A 20,923-nucleotide genomic window follows, 5' to 3' on the forward strand; every position below is an offset into this window, starting at 1 on the left:
CCATTTAGGAATACTTTATTAGGTTAGGGTCAGTATGGCGGTGCAGAAGCTGACTTTCCTCCTCCCTGAATGGGGGGGAGGGGGCATGGAGCGCGGCTTAAAACCAAGGTGTGACCGATCATTCATGGTTCTGCTCATCCGCTCACGGGTGGGGGGCAGGGGGGATAACGAGGTTCCCGGTCAGCCCGCAAAGGTGGTACTGACGTGCACGCAATAATCCTTGAAGCGGATATTAGCGCTCTTTAAGATTCGGGGCACTTTCAGATGGATTTGAAATAGTGCAAGGAATCGCATGAGTACCCCACACAGCCCTCCCCAAGTCTCTCCCCAAAACTATCCGTTGATTGCTGGCCAGCACGCTGGCAAGCCCATCAGTTGCGTCCCCGAACTGAAGCCAGTCTACGACCGCCTGCAACAGGCCGCGCAGCGCAATCACCACTGGGCGCGCATCGCGATAAAAGAGCTGAACGCGCTCTCCACCGGCATGTTGGGTAAAAACAATGTGTATGTGCGACCGGGTGAGCGCCAGCGTGGTTGTGGCAGTGAAAAGTACTATGTGTTTTTACCTGGGCTGAAAGCTACGGTGGTGCGCTGGATCAAATCACCAGTTTTGTATTACTGAGCTGGAATTGGATGATCATTACTACGATTTGACGGCGCCGGGTCAAGACACTACCCGGATGGGCCTATATCGGGCTTCTATCGATCCCGTGAGAAGCGAATGGAAAGCGGTATATGTTGCGGATGGAAAAGTTGCTGCGCAGCAGGGTCGCTTGGTCGCAGTCGCTGATGGTAAGTTCAATCAGATATCTGATGCATTGAGAGAAACAATGCCCAGAACAGTGAAGCATTTAGGTGTAGGGGCCGCTCACGTCTCTGATAGTGGAGCGGATTTGCATTTCACCCCCGGGAGGGAACCGCTGGGCGGTGGACTTCTGTGCTACAACCCTCTGAAGGTAGAAAATAGTCGCGCTTCAGCGCTTTTATTGGCAGCCTCAATGGAATCTTCACGAGACGTCAAAGGGGTAGTTTGGGCGGCAGATTTCGGCGGGTCTGCTGTGCTGACTCAGGCAATGCAAATATTGGCAGATAAGGGCATTAGCCTAAAAGGCCATACAGTTTATTTTCACAAGCCGCGCACTTCACCGGCTAAAGCATTGCGGTTGGCTCACCAGCTGCGGATGAAATTAAATGAGCGCATTGCGGATACCGGCCTCAGTGCCCGTGGAGCGTTCAGCCAGTTCAGTGTCGCGGGTATTCGACTGAACAATAAAAGCGATCCTTATAGCAAAGACTATCATGCGGAAGCATGGCTGAACGGGGGGCTCAAGGTCGCTGCCCCAGCAGGTTTTTTGGCTGCCGTAATTGGTGGACAAGCAGGGCTGGTTGTGGGAGGCATAGCCACTGCGATTGGTGGCGCTGGTGTGGTGCACGCACTGGGTAAAAGCGCCGCAGAAAGCTTTGGTTATAAATTCAAACGTTGAGGTGTGCTATGCGTAATATATTCAAATATCCTCCGCTAGAATGGCTGCGCCGAGATGAGCCTTGTATTCCCAATGGGCCATCTTTTTCTGGTTCACCAAAAACCATTTTAACTCTTGCGGGAAATCGCTTGCATTTTCAGGCACCGAAACATAAACCTCTGCGCCGATCTGTGGAGCAGGTCCGAACGGCACCGGGTAACGATGTCTTGGCTGAACCGCACTTGAGCCGATATGGGCAGGGGGTTATGTCGGACTCTCATTGGGGGGGGAGCTGCCTTGTGCATCGTTTATGGGCCTTCTTCGGTCCGTGGATGAGCGGGTGTAAGGGGGAGCTGAATTTCAGTGTCGGTGTGGTTGGCAGATTTGAGGAGAGCAGCTTCGATAGTCTGTCTTTTCTTAATCCCAAGGCCTTTGAAGTGGTTCTGATGCGCTATCTGAATGATCGGTATGGACATCACAACTTGGAAAATGAACTTGCCCATATTCCACGATTTCGCGGTCCGGTAGATTGGCAGGCCCATACTCATCTCCCAGTGCCTAGCGCTAGCTTTAAAATCAGTCGTGGAGCAAACCCTGAGAAGTTAGTTCATCCTGAATATCTTTTTGTGTTCCCGGTCGCTGATGAATACTTTGTTGAAGTTTGTTTTGAGTTGGAAGTTTATAGTTTCGATACTGAACATCGCCCAACTTTTGACACTTCCCCGCTTCAGGATTTGCGTGAGAAGATTTTCAAAAGCATCACCCTGGAACTGGGCCCCGAAACCCAAGCACGCGTCGACGCGATAAAAAAAGAAGTCGGCAATATGCAGCTGAGCAAAGAGTTTGCACCGCTGAAATGGCCCACCAACATCTACCCTCCTGAGCCATTCGAAGTTCCAAAACTGCAAAAGTCCCTGAATGCCGCTTGTTAAAGCCATTCTCAGCTGGATTGCGCGCATATCGGTGATGGAGCGGAGGGCTAGCAGCAGGTTCACGGGGCGCTGTTGCTGTATGCACACCAATCGGCGTGGCTGCTGCATTGGCTGGGGAAGCAGTTGGCGTATGGGAGGGAACGCGACCGTAATTGGTAGTTCTGGTGTGGTCTACTCAGTAGGCCAGAGTGTGGCGCAGGATTTACGTCGCCGCTTTAAATTTTAAAGGGGCGGGTATGCGAAATTACTTGAAGTATCCACCTATTGAGTTGCGGTCTAGTAATGAATATTGCCTTCCTGAGGGGCCTAGCTTTACGTTAGCCCCTCATGAGCATATTAAGTTAGATGGTAGCCATATTCAGCTGAAAGTGCCTCGTCATAGTCCTCGTCGCTCATCGGTTAGGGGGGAAAATGTACCTTTTGGGCACGACGTTCTGACTGATAATGAATTAGCGCATTATCCACTTCGCGTAATGGCTAATGATTGCTGGGGAAGCATTGGGTTACTTGGCAGAATGTGGGCTTTTTATGGGCCTTGGATGACAGGCTGCAAAGGTGAGCTAAGCCTTAGTGTGTCGGTAGTGGGGCGTTTTGATGAGTTTTCTTTTGAAAATATATCTTTTTTTAACCCCAAGGCATTTGAAACTGTATTAGTACGTTACCTGAATGACCGCTATGGTCATAAGAATTGGGAAGATGATATGGCTCATGTCCCCCGTTATCACGGCCCCGCGGACTGGCATGGTCACTCCCATCTCCCTGTTCCCAGTGCAAGTTTCAAAGTTTATAGGCGAGGTGAGGGTTTGGGTGATCTTGCGCTTCCTGATCAGTTGTTTGTTTTTCCGGTTACCGATAAACACTTCGTGGAAGTCTGTTTCGTCCAGGAGTACTACAGTTGTGACGAAACGGGCAATGTCGCCTTCGACATTAGCCCGATGCAGGAGCTGCAAGACAACATCTTTAATAGCATCACCTTAGAGCTTGGCTCTAAAGCTCAGGCGCGCGTCGACGCGATAAAAAAAGAAGTCGGCAATATGCAACTGAGTAAAGAATTCGCACCGCTGAAATGGCCCATTAACATCTATCCCCCTGGGCCATCCGAAGCTCCAGAAATGCAAAAGTCCCTGAAAGCCGGTTGTTAAAACCGGCATTACCGGTTTGCGCGCGAGTCGGACGCTGAGCAGGGGCGGGCCCTAGTCTCCCTGCCAAGGTGGTACTGACGTGCACGCAATAATCCTTGAAGCGGATATTAGCGCTCTTTAAGATTCGGGGCACTTTCAGATGGATTTGAAATAGTGCAAGGAATCGCATGAGTACCCCACATAGCCCTCCCCAAGTCTCTCCCCAGAACTATCCGTTGATTGCTGGCCAGCACGCTGGCAAGCCCATCAGTTGCGTCCCCGAACTGAAGCCAATCTACGACCGCCTGCAACAGGCCGCCCAGCGCAATCACCATTGGGCGCGCATCGCGATAAAAGAGCTGAACGCGCTCTCCACCGGCATGTTGGGTAAAAACAATGTGTATGTGCGACCGGGTGAGCGCCAGCGTGGTTGTGGCAGTGAAAAGTACTATGTGTTTTTACCTGGGCTGAAAGCTACGGTGGTGCGCTGGATCAATGACCAGTTTTGTATTACTGAGCTGGTGATGGACGATAATTATTATCGAGTGGACGAGCAAGCAAAGGAGAGAGTTCGCTTAGGGACATATCGGGCAACACTTGCAGCAAACAAAGGTGTTTGGCGAACAGAGTACACTGGAAGTGGGCAAATAAAGCCTGTTTCAGGGCGTCTAGTAACCATCGCTGATTCACATTACGAAACTGCAGATGATGCTGCGAACTACAGTATTAGTGGGGCGATGACGTTCTTGGGGAAGAATACGGCACCAGTAAGAAATGAAGGATGCGACCTCCACTTCACGCCTGGTAAAAGACGCCTAGGAAATCTTGTTAGCTATAACCCTCTTTCCATAAATTCTAGTCGTTCATCAGCTGTTCACTTGGCTGCAACCATGGAGCGAGCTCGAAAAATTGACTCTGTCGCTTGGGTGGCGGACTTTGGGGGCTCTGCGGTGCTAACTCAGGCGATGCAAATATTGGTCGACAAGGGTGTTACCTTGGAGCGGCACACTGTTTATTTCTATCGTCCCCGAACTTCTCCGGGAAAAGCATTAAAGCTTGCCCATCAGCTTAAGCTCGGTGTGAACGAGAAGTTTGCTGATACTGGGCTAAGCCTTCGGGGTGGGGTAAGCCAGTTTTCTGTTGCCGGTGCGCGGATGAAAAATGAAAGTGATCCTTACGGGCGCGATCAACATGCTATGGCGTGGTTTAAGGGGGCTGTATCAGTTTCGACTCCAATAGGGATTGGAGCTGCACTAATTGGCGGTCCTTCAATGGTAATCCTCGGAAGTATAGCCACAGCTATTGGTGGGGCAGGTGCCGTCTATGCGATCGGTCAAAGTGTAGCGCAGGACCTGCGCCGAAGATTTAAACTGTGAGTATTCAAGATGCGGAATTTAATTAAGTATCCTCCCTTCGAATGGCGCAAGAGGCATGAGTATTGTACCCCGGCAGGGCCGTTTTTTGCTGGGTCTCCCGTGACGCCTCTGTATATGGCAGGTAATAGGGTGTGCGTTACTGCCCCTCGCCACAGTCCTCGCTATTCCATAGTTAAACAAACGAGAACGTACCCCGGGTATGATGTATTGAACGACTCTCCTGCGGGATTGCACACGGATTTCTCAATGCCTGGAAGGCGCTGGGGGGTCGCATGCTTGTGGGCACGTCGGTGGGCATTTTACGGCCCCTGGATGACTGGTTGTAAGGGCGAACTGCATGCTTCAATTGCGATCATTGGAAGATCGGATGAGCATCAACTGCCGGGTGTTTCCTTCTTAAACCCAAACGCATTCGAAACGGTGGTTGTGCAGTATCTGCACGATCGTTATGGGCATGAAAATTGGGAGGGGGATATGGCTCATGTACCCCGCTATCACGGCCCTGTTGACTGGAAGCCTCACAAACACTTGCCTGTGCCAAGTGCAAGTTTCAAAATTTATAACCGAGGTGAGGATGTCAGTGATCTGGTGCTTCCAGATCAATTGTTTGTGTTCCCGATTACCGACAAGTACTTTGTTGAAGTCTGCTTTATTCAGGACCTCTACAGCCGTGATGACAAGGGTAATGTCGCCTTTGATACCAATCCGTTACAAGAACTGCAAGACAATATTTTTAACAGTATCACTCTGGAAGTGGGGCCGGAAACTAAGGCGCGCGTTGACGCGATAAAAAAAGAAGTCGGCAATATGCAGCTGAGCAAAGAGTTTGCACCGCTGAAATGGCCCATTAACATCTATCCCCCTGGGCCATCCGAAGCTCCAGAAATGCAAAAGTCCCTGAAAGCCGGTTGTTAAAACCGGCTTTTTTTATCAGGGCTTATCCTGCACCGAGCGCAACAGCTGCTCCGCCAGTGCAATCGCCTGCTGGCGATCTTTCACATCCAGTTTCTGATACAGGCTGCGGATATGCGTCTTGATCGTACTCGGTGCGACCTTGAAGTGTCGGGCGATGCGCTCGTTGGATAGGCCGGAGTGAATGGCGTTTAGGACTTGCCACTCCCGCGGGGTGAGCGGGGAGTGGCGCAGGAAGTCTGGGACGGCGTCGCTGGCGAGAATTTCGCGCACGATGGTTTCGTCCAGTTCGATACGGATACCGCCGCCCAGTTCGGGCTGTTGCTGGGCGAGCTTCATCAGTTGTTGTGCTTTTTCTGCCTGGCGCTCGTCGAGGGCGTTTTCACCGGTCTCTTCCAGTGCGGCTTTTAATAGCACGATCATCGGCTTACCGATCTGCAGGAAGCTGGCGGTGAGATCGCTGTCCTGCATGATGGTAAGAGCTGCGCGGATGTGGCTGAGTGCAGGTTCCTTGCGGTCCCGCAACCACGCGAGGTGTGCGGCGAGGACGCGGTTGCGTAGCTGGTCGGTGATCAGGCCGCATTCTTCGGCCACCTGTTGCAGGCGCCCCAGCAGGCGGTTGGCGTCGGACCAGCGGTGCAAGGAAATCAGTGCGCGCACATGGTTGCGGCCGTGACACTGTTCAAAGTGGTTGCTGGGCCGGTCGGCAACAGGCTCTGCCTGCTCCTGCCAGCTGGCAATGGCATCGGTGTTTTCCAGGGCCTGCCAAACGCGCATTCTGGCGGCGTCGGCGTTCGCTACCCAGTCCCGGTGGTACTGCTCTCCCGTCAGCAGGTGTTCCACCCGCTCCATCCATTCCAGGCACTCATCCTTGTCGCCACGTGCCAGGGCGACTTTCAGCAGCAGCGTGTATTCCGGCAGCAGCCAGCGCTCGCCCACCTTGCGGTTGATCTGCATTCCGCGGCGAGCGGATTCTGCCGCGCCGTCCAGGTCGCCGCCTTCCCACTGCAACTGGCCTTTGAGGCGGTAGATAAATTCGGAAATAGGCAGGCCAACCAGGTGGTGTTCTTCCACCAGCAGTTGTGCGCGCGCCTGCAGTGCGGCGGCTTTTTTCAGCAGGCCGTTGGCGAAGGCAATTTCGGTTTGCTGGCATAGGGCCCAGGCTGCATTGGGGATGTCCTGGCGGGCGATGGTGGCTTTTTCCACCGCTTCCATGTGGTGCATGGCCTGATCCAGTTCGCCGAGGCAGAAGCTGGTTTCGCCGATCACCAGTTGGGCGGCGATGCGCTCATTGATTTGTTCCTTGGGTAACAGCTCCAACGCTTCCTGTGCGTACTCCTTGGCTTTGAGGATCTGCCCGCGTGAGACGGAAACTTGTGCGCGCATTGCGGCGAAGGCCCCTTCGAAGGCCTGCCACTGTTGCGGGTCTTCCCGCTGCAGCCAGCTTTCGGATGCCGCCAGCAGTTTGTTGCAGCGCTCGTAATCGAAGCTGTCACGGGCCAGGCGCGCTGCTAGCAGGGTGAAGGGCGCATGGCACTTGATCTGTTCTTCGCCCAGCCAGTTGAGACTGTCGTTCAGTACGCGGAACTGGCCTTCGCGCAGGAACTGCTCGCCTTGTTCGGCGATCAGGCGGTGCACGCGCTCTCGGTCTTGCGCTTTCAGCGCATGGCGCAGGGCTTCCAGAGGTTGGTTGAGTTCCTGCCAGGTGTCACTGGCGGTCTGGTGGAGCTGGGTGAGTTCATTGCTGTCGGACAGTTGCCGCTGCAGAAAGCGGGCGAATACCGGGTGAAAGCGGAACCACTGCCGGCTGGAATCCTGTGCCTGCAGGAACAGGCCGCGGCTAGCGGCAGTCTCCAGTTGCTGCTGGCCGCCAGTCTGTCCGCTCAGGCGCTCTGCCAGCAGGCCGTTCACCCGGGTAAGTATGGAGGTGCGGGCCAGTAGCTGGCGCAGCTCAGGTTCCAGTCGCTCCAGCACTTCCTCGGCCAAGTAGTCGAGAATATGCGCATGACCCTGTTCCAGTTCCCCGAGGTAGCGATCCACTTCCTCTTGGCTGCGCACAGACAGCGCGAACATCTGGATGGCTGGCGGCCAGCCTTCGGACAGTTGATGCAGTTGTGCGACACGGTCACTGCCAAGCGCAAAGGGGAGGCGTCGAGCCAGTAATTGCGTGGTCTCTTCGATGGTGAGCGCCAGGTCGTCGGCGGAAAGTTCCAGTAGTCGCCCCTGCAAGCGCAGGGCGCCGAGGCCCAGTGGGGGCTGGCTGCGGCTGGTAATAACCACGCCGATACCCGCGGGAGCGTGACGCAGTAGAAAGCGAGTCGCGTCGTGTACCGCGGGATTGTCGATCTGGTGGTAGTCATCGAGGACGATGCGGAGCTCGCTGGGGAGCTGGCGCAGCTCCGCAAGCATCTGACTGATGACCAGAGAAGGGTCGAGGTTGTGCTGTGCGGAGATGATCTTGCTGGTTTCCGGCACGCCGTTGCCGGTGGCGCGGTGCACGCTCTCTACCAGGTAGCGGCAGAACTGGCTGGGCTCATTGTCGCCACTGTCCAGTGAGTACCAGGCGACCGGGTTGTCCTGCTCCGTGGCCCAGGAGGTGACCAGTGTGGTCTTGCCGTAACCGGCGGGGGCGGTAACCAGTAATAGCTGGTCACTCTGGCTCTGCTCCAACAGAGACTGCAGGCGCGGGCGCTGTAGCGTGTGTTCCGGGCAGTCGGGGAGGCTGTACTTGGAAGCTAGAAGCATGGCATTGACCGATCAACAGGGCTTGGGCCGGGGCTTCCATTCACCAGAACAACAGCAAACCCCGGTAGGCGCAATTGTACAACTTTAGTGTGCCAGCCCCCCTATCAGTGCGCGTCCTCCCCCTCGGGGGAGGAGTTGCCCGGTCATCCGCAGACAGAAAAAAGCCGGCGCAAGGCCGGCTTGAAGCAGAGATACGATGAGAGAGTTCGATCACCACGCGTTCAAACGATGCGATCTGGGGGAACTGGTATCTTTGAGTGAGCGCTGGCGTTGAAGTTCCTGGCTGGAGCAAAAAAAACGTATTTTTTTGCGCAATCCACTGCCAGGTGGACAAAATCGGCGCAAAAAGCCTCATTTGTCGCCCTGTTCTTCCCATTGGCCCCGGAGGGTGGTAGCTTTTTCGGTTTGCTGTCTCTCTGGTGTGGTGACCGCGTTCACAGTCCACCTTGGGAGCGACAGCACAAAATTACAATTAGCTAAGAAAAAATCGATGCGCGGGAAAACCCCGGCGAGGTATACGCATCCAATAACAATAGACACACAACAACGCTTACAAGAACATCACGGGGAGCGACAATGGCTGATCTGGTCATCCTGGCGGCGCCGGGCATGGGTGCCGTAGACGAAGACTTTGCCGAGCCGCTGTTTCAGGCACTCAAGAGCGGATTGGGCGACGACTGGTCCCGCATCCACACCGACACCATTCTCTGCCAGGGGCACCTGCAGCCCAACCTCGAGCGAGTGTTCGAAGCCATGCAGAAGCGCGACATGGACTACCTGCGCGCACGCAAATTCATGCTTTACGGCCTGGCCGAAGCTTCCTCCCAGCTCTCCGATATTGACCAGCGCGGCGGAAACTACGACAAGACCCAGCAGGCCATCTACCAGACCTTCGAGCAGGCCGCTAAAGCCACCAGCGACAACGCCCCGGTCATACTACTCAGCCACTCCATCGGCTGCAGTATCCTGTCGAATTATCTGTGGGACGCCCAGCGCCCAACCATCAGCCACGGCATCTGGCGCGACGGCGGCCCCAAAGGCGTACACAAAGGCTCTGCCAAAGACCTCTTCCTGCGCGGCAAGACCCTTGCGCACTGGTATACCCTCGGTGCCAGCAACCCCCTGTGGACCGCCGCCATGGCCCGCGACCAGATCCAGGCCGTCACCTCCGACACACGTGGTTATAACTTCCGCTGGAAAAACTTCTACCATCCCGACGACCTGTTCGGCTGGCCCCTCAAACCCCTCAGCCCCTCCTACAATCAGGCCGTCTACCGCGACTTCGAGACCAGGCCCCTGGCGGACTGGAGTGCCGCCAGCTGGGGACCACAGCTGGTTTCCCACGATGGCTACTGGCAGAGCGAGATGGTGCAGAAGATGCTGGTCGAGGATGTGAAAGAGGTGCTGAAAAAGTCCACTGCACGCAGGCCCAGCCCCATGCAGCGGGCGACTGCGGCGGCGATCTAACGCGCAAAAATACAAATCGAAGGCGCCGATAGCGGGACCGCCACTGAACGGGAATCGCGGGTACCACCATTTAGCCGAAGTACCTCTGGGCGTTATACTCGGCACCGAAGATAAAACAGGTACTCCCATGGCTCTGCAATTTCACTCGGTTCCCGTCACGCCCTTCCAGCAAAACTGCACCCTCCTGTGGTGCGATGACAGCAAGCGCGCCGCGGTAGTAGACCCGGGTGGCGATGTCGATCGTATCCTCGCTGCTGTCGAAGAGCGCGGCCTCAAACTCGAGAAAATTCTCCTCACCCACGGCCACCTCGACCACGTCGGCGGTACCAAACCCCTGTCCCGCGACCTCAATATACCCGTAGAAGGCCCGCAGCAAGCCGACCAGTTCTGGATCGAAAAAATCGAAGTCCAGGCCCAGATGTACGGCTTCCCCCCGGTTGAGACCTTTACCCCGGACCGCTGGTTGAACGACGGCGATACCGTCACCGTCGGCGACGAAACCCTCGAAGTCGTGCACTGCCCTGGCCATACCCCCGGCCACGTCATCTTCTTCCATCGTCCGAGCAATCTCGCACTGGTGGGCGACGTCCTGTTCGCAGGCTCCATCGGCCGCACCGACTTCCCTATGAGCAACCACCAGGACCTGCTCGACTCCATCACCAAAAAACTCTGGCCGCTGGGTGACCAGGTAAAGTTCATCCCCGGCCACGGCCCCATGTCCACCTTCGGCCAGGAGCGCCAAACCAACCCGTTTGTCGCCGACAAACGCTTTGGCTGATTCAGCGCAGGTTCACCGGCAGTGCCATGTAATTAAGCCGAACAACTCGTGGACGACAAAATGAAAACCTGGAAGTTACTCGCTTTCCTCTCAATTCCGACAGCCATCACGTTCACCGGCGGCTGCGCGGTTATTTCAGAAGATGAATGCCAGGCTGGCCTCTGGTACGAACGGGGTATCGAGGACGGTGCCCGCGGTCGCAGTCAGGCCACCGTCTACAAGATTGCGCAGAAGTGCCACGAGTACGGCGTGCGGACAGACACCGCTGCCTGGATGCGCGGTCACGAAGAGGGGGTGGAACAGTACTGCACGCCAGAAAACGGTTTCGTGGTGGGCCGCCGCGGACGCGATTATGAAGGTGTGTGCACCGGCCCCACTGCCGACCTGTTTTTGGCCAATTACGAGCGAGGGCTGGCGGTCTATCAGGCCGAACAGGAGTACAACGCCTTGGTCAGCCAATACGAGACGGCAGAGCGGGAAGTCTACCGCGTAGAGGAGGCCATAGAAGAAGCCGAATCAAAAGAGGAGCGCAGAGCCCTGCGCAGCCAACGCCGCAGCCTGCTGCGGGAAATGCGCCATCTGGAAGCTGAGATGATGCGCTTTGGTGGCTTTGGTGCTTTCAATCCGTTGCTTTTCTATTGATATTCGGCGTCGGGCTCAATCAGAGTTTCGTTAACGCTGCGAATACAACAAGGTGATTTATGGCTGTCTGGCACACCACTTCGACCCTGGATGAAGTGAACCAGAGCATGGGCAACTGCATGCCCGGCTACCTGGGAATGAAAATTACCGAAATTGGTGACGACTATCTCGTCGGCACCATGCCGGTAGAAGATCGCACCCGCCAGCCATTTGGCATCTTACACGGCGGTGCCAGCGTGGCGCTGGCAGAGACGCTCGGTTCCATGGCTGCGAATATGGTGGTGGATACCAGCAAGTTTTACTGCGTGGGTCAGGAGATCAACGCCAACCACTTGCGCCCGGTAGCGGATGGTGAGGTTACCGCCAAAGCCACCGCAGTGCATATCGGTCGCACCAGCCAGGTCTGGGAGATTCGAATCAAGGATCCCAGGGGCAAACTCAATTGTATTTCCCGCATCACCATGGCGGTGGTGCCGGTACCTTCTCAATAATTTTTATCGTTTTATGTTGATGCTGTGACCGGGAATCTGTTTACCTTCGAAGAAGTCTCCTACCGCCTGTCCCGCTCACCGCGCCGCAAGCGCCTGGGGTTGGTGGTAACGGAGAAGGGGGCAGAAGTGCGGATTCCACAGCGCTGTGCCGAACGGCACGGTCACCAGTTTCTGCGTGAAAATATCCAGTGGGTGCGCGAGCAATTGCGCGGTGTCGCCCGGCGCAAGGCGCAGATGCCCGATCACCATTTCGCGTTTGGCGCACACTTTCCATGGCTGGGCAAAACCCTGGAACTTGATCGCGCGGCGCGCGCGGCGGATGCCGGTATTCGCGACGGCTATATCCAGCTTTACAGCCGGTTGCGCGAACCGGACGAGAATCAGATCCAGGCTGCATTGCAGAAGCTCTATCAACAGGAAGCTTTGCAGCTTCTTACGGAAAAGTCTCGCTACTTCGCCAATTTTCTGGGGCTCGAATTTTCCTCGGTAAAAGTCCGCCGCACCCGTAGCAAGTGGGGGCACTGCACCATTCGCGGTGAACTACAGTACAACTGGCTGGTTTGCCTGGCACCGGAGCCGGTGGTGGATTATCTAGTGATCCACGAGGTCTGCCACCTGCGACACCACAACCACAGTCGCGAGTTTTGGGCTCTGGTCGCAAGTCTGTGCCCCGACTACAAGCGGTTGCGCCGTTGGCTCAAGGAGAATGGGCATACTTTACAGCTCTAGTGGGCGCCACCGTGGGATTAGAAAATCCACAAAACCCATACCTCCCACAACCCAGCGCAAGTTTCTACTTATCCTGCCCATTCTGGCGTAAACTCCCCAAATCATTTTTAAGGCAAGCCGGTATGGAATTGGAACCTCTCGGAGACGACTTTGAGGAAAACTGCGCCCGCTTTCTGCCAGAAGCAGTAGAGCAGGGGTGTGTGTGGGCGCTGGAAGGGGAAGAAGGGTTTGCCCTTTGCGAATCTGAACGGCATGCTGATACCGACGTCATGCCCTTCTGGTCGCAGCGGGAATTTGCCGAAGCGCATATTGCCGATGACTGGAGTGACTACCAGGTTGTTCCCGTCGACCTCGAAGAGTTTATGGACGACTGGCTCGAAGGCATGCACGAAGATGTATTGCTGGTCGGCATCAACTGGAATGCCGACATGGAAGGGGAAGAGATTGAACCCCTGGACCTGCTCGAACAACTCGAGCAAGAACTGCAGTAACGTCAATGCAGTCGAGCAAAAATCAAACAAAAATAACCCGGCGACATCTGTACTGAATCAGGTAGTAAAGCCGGAAACAAATCTCCAACAGGAGGTCTGAGGTGAGTCAGTTTTCAGGAGTACAGAGCGTCATTTATGGCGTCAGTAATCTGGAAGAAGCCAAAGCGTGGTATACCACGCTGCTTGAAATTGAACCCTACTTCGAGGCCGAGTGTTATGTCGGTTACAGCGTGGGTGGCTTCGAGCTTGGGCTGGACCCGGATGCGCGCAATGTTACCAGCCGCGCCGATGGCGTCGTCGCCTACTGGGGCGTGCAAGACATAGCCGCTCAGGTGGAGCGTATGAACAGCCTTGGCGCGCGCCAGCACGGGGAAATTGTCGATGTGGGGGAGGGTATCCTGATGGCCAGCTTCCTCGACCCCTTCGGCAACGTATTCGGGTTGATCCAGAACCCCCACTTCAAACTGACACCCGGCCCGACCCCGGATCCGTCTGATTAACACCAGCGCAGTATTGGACGCTGTTTGGATGCAGTTATTGGAGCAGTAACGTGAGCAAGCCCCCCGCCAATCGGTTTCGCCCCTCCGATCAGAACTTTGCCGCCGAGAGCCTGGCGCAGATTGGCCGCGGTTATGTGGTGCCGGACCGGGTGGCCCTGATTACAGGATGCTCCAGCGGTATTGGCCGCGAACTGGCTCTCGCCCTGCACAGCCGTGGCACCATTGTTATTGCCACCGCGCGCCGCGCCGAAAGCCTGCTGGAACTGGCAGACCTGGGGATCGCCACCGAAGCATTGGACGTCAATTCCCAAGCGGATATCAACCGCGTGGTGCACGCCATCAAGACGGCCTACGGGCGTCTGGATATTCTGGTTAACAACGCAGGCTATGGTCAGATGGGCCCACTGCTGGAACTGGATACCCGCGCTTTGGAGGCCCAGTTCCGCACCAATGTATTTGCCCCCATGGCCCTGGCCCGGGCTTGCGCGCCACTGCTGAAATCCCGCCGCCACGGTGTGATCTGTAATATCGGCTCCGTCTCCGGTGTTATGCCTACCCCTTTTTCCGGCGCCTACTGTGCCTCCAAGTCCGCCCTTCACACATTGTCCGACGTACTGCGTCTGGAGCTGAAGCCCTTTGGCATTCGCGTGGTTACCGTGCAGCCCGGGGCCATCGCCTCCGAGTTCGGTCGCCACGCAGAGACCTCCCTGCGCGGTCTGCTGGCTCCAGACTCTTGGTACAAGCGCAGCGAAGATCACGTACGTGCGCGCGCCCTCGAGTCCCAGCAGAACGCCACCCTGGCCCGCGATCTGGCCAAGCGCCTGGCAGCGGAGCTGCTGCGCAAGCGCCCGGCCACCCTGCTCAGGATTGGCAACAAAAGTCGCCTGTTGCCATGGATGGCGCGCTGGCTGCCGCGCTGGATGCGCGATCGGCTGTTGGCAAAAAGGTTTGGGCTGAAGCGGCTGCAGTTGTCTAACCAGTAGTTGCTTACTCGAGCGCACATCGGTGAATGCGAAGGGGCTGCAGGTAGTAGCGCCGTCACGATTCAATCCGACGCTGCCCAGCGATAAATCCACTATGTTTGTTTCTAGCCCGATGAATTTTCGCGGGCGAGTGCATATTGGATTTCCACCTGCCCATGACCGTTGATCAGATCATTATCCTGCTGATTCTCGCCGTCACCATCGTCCTGTTTATCTGGGGCCCCTGGCGTCACGATATGGTGGCGCTGGCGTCGCTGCTTGCCTGTGTCTTTGTCGGCCTGATTGAACCAGAAGATGCGTTTACCGGGTTTGGTCACCCGGCAGTCGTCACTGTCGCCTGTGTATTGATCTTGAGCCGAGGACTGCAGAACACTGGCGCCATGGACGCACTGGCGCAGAAAGTCGTGCCCAAGAAAGGCGGCATTACCCTCGCCATCGCCGCACTTACCGCACTCGGTGCCGGTATGTCCGGGTTTATGAACAACGTCGGCGCCATGGCTTTGCTTATGCCCGTGGCGACGGACCTTGCGGATCGCTACCAGCTTCCCCCGGGTAAGGTACTGATGCCGCTGTCGTTCGGCACTATTCTCGGCGGAATGACCACCTTGATCGGCACGCCGCCCAACCTAATCGTATCCGGTTTTCGCGCGAGCGCCGGTGCTGGCAGTTATGGCATGTTCGACTTTACTCCGGTCGGCCTGGTGGTGGCGCTAGTGGGGGTGCTGTTTGTTGCACTGATTGGCTGGCGGCTGGTGCCCGCACGCACTCAGGCAGGCGCCGGCAGCTTTGACACTGGCCGCTACATCACCGAAGCACTGGTGAAAGAAAAGAGTGCTGCCATTGATAAATCTCTGGCAGAGCTGGTCAGGATGATCGGCGATGAAGACGCGCAGGTAATTGGGCTGGTACACAACAACGCCCGTGTCTCAACTGCGATGCCCGGACTGAGAGTGCGCGCCGGCGACCTGCTGGTAATCGAATCCGAGCCGGAGTCCCTCGCCGCCGTGTTGTCGAGCCTCGGGCTGACATTGGCCGCAGACCCGACCAATGGAGATGAGGACACGGCGGACAAAAAGTCGGGCGACAAAGACCAGAAGGACAAAGACCAGAAGGACAAGGGTCCGGAGGTAAATGAAGCGAATAAAGAAGATGAGGGGGAGCCCGACAGCGGAGCCAAAGCCGTAGATAAAGCGCCGGTCGCGGTATCAAAGCTCGCGGACCCGAGCCGCGAAATTGTCGATGTCGATGCAGTGGAAATACCGCCAGAACTCACTCGCAGCGACAATGATTCCTCTCCGTCGGAAAGTGAGGTTGAAGAACAGAAAGAGAGTGGCGGCGAAGAAGAAAGCAGGGACAAAGAAGAAAAACGCGCGCGGGACCGCGCAGATGTAGTGTTGCGGGAACTGGTAGTACTCCCCGATTCCTATCTCATTGGGCGCTCCGCAGAAAATCTGCGCCTGGCGGGCCGCTACGAGATCAATCTGCTGGCGCTATCGCGCCAGGGGCGCCGATCGGTGAAACGTCTGCGCTCCACAGCGCTAAAAAGTGGCGATGCATTGTTGATGATGGGTACCGAGGAAAACCTGCGTAACTTCGCCAATGAGCAGCGCTGTGTACCTCTGGCCCAGCGTGACATCACTATCCCCAACAAGGAAAAAGCCTATGTGGCGCTGGTGTCCATGGGGCTTGCGGTGGCGGGAGCGGCCTTTGGTCTGTTGCCCGCGGCCATTTCCTTTGCCACCTGTGTGTTGGCGTTTATGGCGCTAAAGGTGGTACCCCTGCGCAGCATGTACGAGGCCATCGATGGTTCGGTGATTGTTCTGCTGGGGGCCTTGATTGCGGTGGCCGAAGTGATGGGGAGTACAGGCGCGGCGGATGTGGTGGCCAAATCGATGCTGGATAATCTGGCGCAGGGAAACCCGGTGTTTGCACTGGTGCTGATTCTGGTGGTCACCATGACCCTGTCAGACTTTATGAACAATGCGGCGACGGCCGCCGTGATGTGCGCGATCGCGTTGAGTGCCGCCGACCAGCTCAACGTCAATCCGGACAGTTTCCTGATGGCGGTGGCTATCGGCGCCTCCTGTGCATTCCTCACCCCGGTAGGGCACCAGAACAATACCTTGATCCTCGGCCCCGGTGGATTCCGCTTCGGGGATTACTGGCCCATGGGGTTGCCGATGGAGATTATCGTACTGTCGGTGGCTGTACCTATGTTGCTTTGGGTGTGGCCGCTATAAGTTCAGGCGACGCCGTCCTCCGGTGATTGCACAAGGTCCGCGAGATACTCGCCGCAAAACCGCAGGGCATCGGTCACCGTCACTATCCCCGCCAGCTCTCCTTCCTTCATGACCAGCACCGAGCCGATACCGGTATCCGCCATCGCCAGCAGAATTTTGTCCAGGGGGTCGTGGATGTCGGCGATATAAGGGCGCCGGGCGCAAAAGTCGCGCACGTACAGCTGCTGTTCCTCCAGGCGGTGCCCCGGTGACTGTGCGCGCTCAATATCCCCCTGGGAGATGATGGTCTCAAGGTCACCATCGCGGGTAACGGGGAGGTGATGGACCTTGTGTTCCTCCATTAGAGCCGTGGCCGCTTCGATGGGGGCATCGATATCGATATGGTAGGGAAAGGGTGTCATCAGCGCCGCCAGAGTGGGCATATGATGGATATCGCGTATCTTGGCCATGGTCTCGATCTCCCCTGATTGTGCGTTCGAACCGGAATGTTGGACCCGGATTCACCAGCAAGAATAGAACAATGGTGAAAAGCAGCGGGAAAAGATGAAAAGATATTTAGACAGTTGGCTAAACTAAATCAACGCAGTATTATGCGCGCGTTCGCGGGAGCCCATTGCGGGTAGCGACCTGCGGGTATTCGTCAATAATCCAGAAGTACTCGATCGATACGCGGTTACAGAGCATCGCGGTTGAAATATCGGAAAATGCCATCATTTTAGAAACTTCCGCTGCTTATAAAAGAAATCAATCTCATCGATTGCTTTTGGCGATATCAAAACGATTTAATCTGTCTTTGCCATTTGGGCGTAAGACGTTGAGCGCGCTCAATTTTTTATCAATTACAGCGGTTAGTTGATTGCCATTTCTAATGGAATTCAGGTTTCTCTCCCTGAAAGGGGAGTTCCCGAATTATGTGCGGTATTTCAATGTTTCGACAGGTGGTTATATAAATCCGTTAATTAGCGGATATCCCTCGGTGATTCCGGACTATCTTATATACACCAGATAACCGGGCCGTCTATCTGGATTGCCGGGAATAGCAGCAATGGTTACCCAGTAGCGTATTGAACTCTACGTTATAGAGACACGCTTCCAATAAGTATCTACAACACTGGTGATTGTTTACCAGCGTCACACTATCCAAAACAAAAACCTTATATTTTGAGGCTCAAATTATATGTTTCAGGAATACGACCAGATTGAACAGCAGATCGCTGAACACCAGGCCAAAATTGAAGAGCTGCAAGAGCAGATGGCCAAGGCTGAACGTAAAAAGCAGGGTGTTATCGCATTCGACAAGGCGCTGATCAATCTGGCAGCTGAATATGAAATGGAAGAAGAAGAGCTGTACAGCGCTCGCGGCGAGCAGATTGTCGATTGGCTGGTAGGTCAGCTGAGCGATGAAGACGCGCCTGATTACGTGCGTAGTCTGAAGGCCCGCGTAGCGCGCGCACTGAAGCGCGAAGGCGAAACGCCGCGCAAAACCACGCGTCGTACCGCTACCAACAAGCCGGCGGAGCCCAAGTTGGAGACCGGCCACTATCGCAACCCGTACACCAACGCCACCATTGAAAAGAAAAAGCGCAATCCAAAGCAGCTGAACCAGTGGGTGGCCGAACACGGTCTGGAGAAGGTCCAGAGCTGGAAAATCTGATTTTCTCGCCTGACTTATCTTTTGGGTCGATACGGCCCTGATCCTGGCAAAGCCCCGTGTAGTCCCAGCTACCGGGGCTTTGCTTTTGGTAATCCTGTTAATCCTTCGCCTTAGCAAACTGGCGGTTGGCGCAGTAGTGCGCGCAAGTCTATAAAACCCCATCCATTTCACGTCAATCGGTACAATCCTGCGCAATCCCACAGACGTTCTCTGCAGAATTCAGCAATACTTTTTTGAAGCCGAAGTTCGATGTAGTCACTGTTGCTGTACCAGCAGTTGCAGTTCGACAAGGAGTACCCAGTGCCAGGAAGGCTCGCTTTACCGGGTGTCGTTACCGTTTCCAAGTACCTGTTACCGTTCCGGGACACGGGTATGTCGCGGTTTTTTGCCCTGCTTCTGTGTCTCCTCTTTTGCCTGTGTCTGGGCGCCTGCAACTTCAGTAGTGACAGTAACTCCAGCTCGCGTGCGCTGGGCAGCAGTGCCAGTTCCAGTAGTTCTGGGGGCGCCAGAAGTGCCAGCTCCAGTAGTGGCGCCGGTGCAGGTAGTGGTGCGGAGATGAGCGGGACTTTCCTGGAACTCGAGGGGATTGGTTATCGAACTCCGAGCTTTTCCGGCGTTACCGACAGCGACGGTACCTTTCGCTACCGCGATGGTGAACAGGTGGAGTTCTTCCTCGGCGGTATCATCCTGGGTGAGGCAGCAGGCGCGGACGAGCTGACGCCCTTTGATCTGGCAGGCAGTGCGCCTTACACGGAAGAGGCCGATCTGCGAGCGGCTCTGGAAAATCACCAGTGGCCGGACGCGCTGGACATAGTGTCCAATATAATGCTGCTACTGCTGACCCTGGATCGGGATCAGAATCCGGACAATGGTATCGACCTCTCCGGTTGGAATGCTGACCTGGCAGATTACCGGGTCGATTTTTTCTATGATCTCTACGCTTTCCCCTACCGACGCGGACTGGATTCACTGCCGGCAATCAAAACGGCCTTTTCCATCAAATATCAGCTGCCGTTAGATGCCCCGCTGGTGTACCTCTACGATGTGCTGGGTATTGTGGTGCCGGTGCATCTGCCTGTGCGGGAAACCCGTAATATCCAGGACGATGAGCAGATAGAACAGGAAGTTCGCTGGGAATACAACAGCCTTGGATTGCCGCGGATCGTGGACTTCACCGTGCTACCGGATACCGCCGAAACTTGGCGCGAACGACTGTCATACGATTATGACAGTTTGGGGCGCCGGATCTTTATGCTGCGGGAAACCGACACCGACGAAAACGGCACTGTGGATTTCTTTTATCGCAACGAGCGCTTTTACAGTGACAACGGTTTCCTGGTCAGGGTGGTCGAGGAGGATGGCGAGCTGCTGGTCGGGGAGCGCAGAGTGTACCGTTTTGAATACGACGATGGCGGTAACAATGTGCTTTCCGTCTATGAACTGGATGACAACGTCGATGAAATTCTGGACTCGCTATTCCGGGTAGAGAGCCTCTACGATGAGGATGGCTTGCTGGAGTGGCGGCTGGAAGAACTGGATCTGAATGCTGATGGCATCGTCGAGCGCCGGCAGCGTTTTGAATTTCTCTACAATCGCAACGGCCTGTTACTGGAACTGGTGGATACACTGGATGATGGCGACCTTGCATCTGCTGATGGTGTGGTGGATGTGCGATCCGAGGTCGAATTTCGCTACGGTAGCGGAGAGCGTTTATTTCGGGAAATCCAGCGTATCGATGACAATGGCGACGGGGTGGTCGATCGCGAAAATACTTATGAGTATGTTTACCTGACGAATGGCAAGCTTCGTGAGCAGACCTGGGAATTCGATGTCGATGCAGATGGCACCGTGGAATCCCGCCGGACGTTCACTTACCGCTATACCAATGACAACAATCTTTTCAGTGAAGAAATGACACTGGATAACGACGCCGACGGCACCCCGGAAGCCCGTGAACAGATCGAGTATCGCTATAACAGCCGCGGGCAGTTGCGCGAAGTGGAGATTGCCACCTACAACGGCAGTGACGACCTGCAAAGCCGGCTCTTCTTCGAGCGCACCTATGGTGTCGACGGGCAGCTGACGAGCTGGTTCCGCGAGGGCGAGGGACGCACCGGCACCACCAACACGCCGGTTCGGATCCGCTGGCAATACCTGCCATTTGATGACGGTCTGCGTTACCTGATTGATCACTACCGCTATCGCCACCCCGCTTACACGGAAATCGGAATCACCGACTTGACCCAGCCCTGCGAAAATTATCGATTTGCAGAAGCGGGTACCGTCTGTGCGCTGAGTTGGCCCATGCGCTGGAGACTGTTGTGGGGCGAAGTTTGGAAGGCGCCTGGCGTAAACCTGGGCGGGCCGGTGGTGGTCAGGCCCTGACCTGATTATATTTC

At 55.8% G+C, this 20,923-nt stretch carries 19 protein-coding genes; 17 read left to right on the top strand and 2 right to left on the bottom strand.

The window, feature by feature from the left end:
- The first annotated feature begins 292 nt into the window (after window positions 1–292).
- From LC059_RS00470 to LC059_RS00495, 6 genes are all read left to right on the top strand, one after another.
- Window positions 293–622, top strand: a complete 330-nt coding sequence (locus tag LC059_RS00470) for a hypothetical protein (RefSeq protein WP_226701895.1) — start codon at window positions 293–295, stop codon at window positions 620–622.
- Between the two features lie 7 nt (window positions 623–629).
- Entirely contained in the window at window positions 630–1,484 is an 855-nt protein-coding gene (locus tag LC059_RS00475; protein ID WP_226701896.1) for a hypothetical protein, read from the top strand.
- An 8-nt stretch (window positions 1,485–1,492) separates the two neighbouring features.
- A complete protein-coding gene (locus LC059_RS00480) occupies window positions 1,493–2,395 on the top strand; it encodes a hypothetical protein (protein WP_226701897.1) in 903 nt (300 codons plus the stop codon).
- 236 nt (window positions 2,396–2,631) lie between these two features.
- Window positions 2,632–3,537, top strand: coding sequence for a hypothetical protein (locus LC059_RS00485; RefSeq protein ID WP_226701898.1), 906 nt, complete (start codon window positions 2,632–2,634; stop codon window positions 3,535–3,537).
- 167 nt (window positions 3,538–3,704) lie between these two features.
- A complete protein-coding gene (locus tag LC059_RS00490) occupies window positions 3,705–4,892 on the top strand; it encodes a hypothetical protein (protein WP_226701899.1) in 1,188 nt (395 codons plus the stop codon).
- 207 nt (window positions 4,893–5,099) lie between these two features.
- Window positions 5,100–5,807, top strand: coding sequence for a hypothetical protein (locus tag LC059_RS00495; RefSeq protein ID WP_226701900.1), 708 nt, complete (start codon window positions 5,100–5,102; stop codon window positions 5,805–5,807).
- A 15-nt stretch (window positions 5,808–5,822) separates the two neighbouring features.
- On the opposite strand, the gene malT is transcribed toward LC059_RS00495, so the two are convergent.
- Complete coding sequence (malT, locus tag LC059_RS00500; RefSeq protein ID WP_226701901.1) at window positions 5,823–8,549, bottom strand: HTH-type transcriptional regulator MalT; 2,727 nt, start codon at window positions 8,547–8,549, stop codon at window positions 5,823–5,825.
- Between the two features lie 576 nt (window positions 8,550–9,125).
- On the opposite strand from malT, the gene LC059_RS00505 reads away from it, so the two are divergent.
- From LC059_RS00505 to LC059_RS00545, 9 genes are all read left to right on the top strand, one after another.
- Complete coding sequence (locus LC059_RS00505) at window positions 9,126–10,016, top strand: hypothetical protein (protein WP_226701902.1); 891 nt, start codon at window positions 9,126–9,128, stop codon at window positions 10,014–10,016.
- A gap of 127 nt (window positions 10,017–10,143) precedes the next feature.
- Window positions 10,144–10,794: an MBL fold metallo-hydrolase gene (locus LC059_RS00510; protein ID WP_319005059.1), complete on the top strand. Its 651-nt coding sequence runs from the start codon at window positions 10,144–10,146 to the stop codon at window positions 10,792–10,794.
- Between the two features lie 60 nt (window positions 10,795–10,854).
- Window positions 10,855–11,436: a DUF2799 domain-containing protein gene (locus LC059_RS00515; protein ID WP_226701903.1), complete on the top strand. Its 582-nt coding sequence runs from the start codon at window positions 10,855–10,857 to the stop codon at window positions 11,434–11,436.
- A 59-nt stretch (window positions 11,437–11,495) separates the two neighbouring features.
- Window positions 11,496–11,927: a hotdog fold thioesterase gene (locus LC059_RS00520; protein ID WP_226701904.1), complete on the top strand. Its 432-nt coding sequence runs from the start codon at window positions 11,496–11,498 to the stop codon at window positions 11,925–11,927.
- A gap of 24 nt (window positions 11,928–11,951) precedes the next feature.
- On the top strand, window positions 11,952–12,656 hold the full coding sequence (locus LC059_RS00525; RefSeq protein ID WP_226701905.1) for a M48 family metallopeptidase: 705 nt from the start codon (window positions 11,952–11,954) through the stop codon (window positions 12,654–12,656).
- Between the two features lie 122 nt (window positions 12,657–12,778).
- Complete coding sequence (locus LC059_RS00530) at window positions 12,779–13,147, top strand: DUF2750 domain-containing protein (protein ID WP_226701906.1); 369 nt, start codon at window positions 12,779–12,781, stop codon at window positions 13,145–13,147.
- Between the two features lie 101 nt (window positions 13,148–13,248).
- Window positions 13,249–13,647 (top strand): VOC family protein, encoded by a 399-nt coding sequence (locus tag LC059_RS00535; RefSeq protein WP_226701907.1) that lies wholly within the window; start codon window positions 13,249–13,251, stop codon window positions 13,645–13,647.
- A 50-nt stretch (window positions 13,648–13,697) separates the two neighbouring features.
- A complete protein-coding gene (locus tag LC059_RS00540) occupies window positions 13,698–14,630 on the top strand; it encodes an SDR family oxidoreductase (protein ID WP_226701908.1) in 933 nt (310 codons plus the stop codon).
- 155 nt (window positions 14,631–14,785) lie between these two features.
- On the top strand, window positions 14,786–16,870 hold the full coding sequence (locus LC059_RS00545; RefSeq protein ID WP_226701909.1) for an SLC13 family permease: 2,085 nt from the start codon (window positions 14,786–14,788) through the stop codon (window positions 16,868–16,870).
- A 2-nt stretch (window positions 16,871–16,872) separates the two neighbouring features.
- Here the strand turns inward: LC059_RS00545 and LC059_RS00550 are convergent, their stop codons facing one another.
- Complete coding sequence (locus LC059_RS00550) at window positions 16,873–17,319, bottom strand: CBS domain-containing protein (RefSeq protein WP_226701910.1); 447 nt, start codon at window positions 17,317–17,319, stop codon at window positions 16,873–16,875.
- Window positions 17,320–18,047: 728 nt separating this feature from the next.
- Between LC059_RS00550 and LC059_RS00555 the strand changes: the two genes are divergently transcribed.
- Together LC059_RS00555 and LC059_RS00560 are read left to right on the top strand one after the other, a co-directional pair.
- Entirely contained in the window at window positions 18,048–18,524 is a 477-nt protein-coding gene (locus tag LC059_RS00555) for a hypothetical protein (RefSeq protein ID WP_226701911.1), read from the top strand.
- Between the two features lie 300 nt (window positions 18,525–18,824).
- Window positions 18,825–20,909 (top strand): hypothetical protein, encoded by a 2,085-nt coding sequence (locus LC059_RS00560; protein ID WP_226701912.1) that lies wholly within the window; start codon window positions 18,825–18,827, stop codon window positions 20,907–20,909.
- Window positions 20,910–20,923 lie beyond the last annotated feature (14 nt).

Source organism: Microbulbifer elongatus, assembly GCF_020524885.1.
GTDB lineage: Bacteria > Pseudomonadota > Gammaproteobacteria > Pseudomonadales > Cellvibrionaceae > Microbulbifer > Microbulbifer elongatus_A.

Bases quoted from the DNA above. Each gene is read 5' to 3' on its own strand.
- malT (WP_226701901.1), bottom strand. From the start codon at position 8,549: ATGCTTCTAGCTTCCAAGTACAGCCTCCCCGACTGCCCGGAACACACG.
- LC059_RS00555 (WP_226701911.1), top strand. From the start codon at position 18,048: ATGTTTCAGGAATACGACCAGATTGAACAGCAGATCGCTGAACACCAG.
- LC059_RS00520 (WP_226701904.1), top strand. From the start codon at position 11,496: ATGGCTGTCTGGCACACCACTTCGACCCTGGATGAAGTGAACCAGAGC.
- LC059_RS00530 (WP_226701906.1), top strand. From the start codon at position 12,779: ATGGAATTGGAACCTCTCGGAGACGACTTTGAGGAAAACTGCGCCCGC.
- LC059_RS00470 (WP_226701895.1), top strand. From the start codon at position 293: ATGAGTACCCCACACAGCCCTCCCCAAGTCTCTCCCCAAAACTATCCG.
- LC059_RS00505 (WP_226701902.1), top strand. From the start codon at position 9,126: ATGGCTGATCTGGTCATCCTGGCGGCGCCGGGCATGGGTGCCGTAGAC.
- LC059_RS00515 (WP_226701903.1), top strand. From the start codon at position 10,855: ATGAAAACCTGGAAGTTACTCGCTTTCCTCTCAATTCCGACAGCCATC.
- LC059_RS00490 (WP_226701899.1), top strand. From the start codon at position 3,705: ATGAGTACCCCACATAGCCCTCCCCAAGTCTCTCCCCAGAACTATCCG.
- LC059_RS00485 (WP_226701898.1), top strand. From the start codon at position 2,632: ATGCGAAATTACTTGAAGTATCCACCTATTGAGTTGCGGTCTAGTAAT.
- LC059_RS00480 (WP_226701897.1), top strand. From the start codon at position 1,493: ATGCGTAATATATTCAAATATCCTCCGCTAGAATGGCTGCGCCGAGAT.
- LC059_RS00550 (WP_226701910.1), bottom strand. From the start codon at position 17,319: ATGGCCAAGATACGCGATATCCATCATATGCCCACTCTGGCGGCGCTG.
- LC059_RS00545 (WP_226701909.1), top strand. From the start codon at position 14,786: ATGACCGTTGATCAGATCATTATCCTGCTGATTCTCGCCGTCACCATC.
- LC059_RS00510 (WP_319005059.1), top strand. From the start codon at position 10,144: ATGGCTCTGCAATTTCACTCGGTTCCCGTCACGCCCTTCCAGCAAAAC.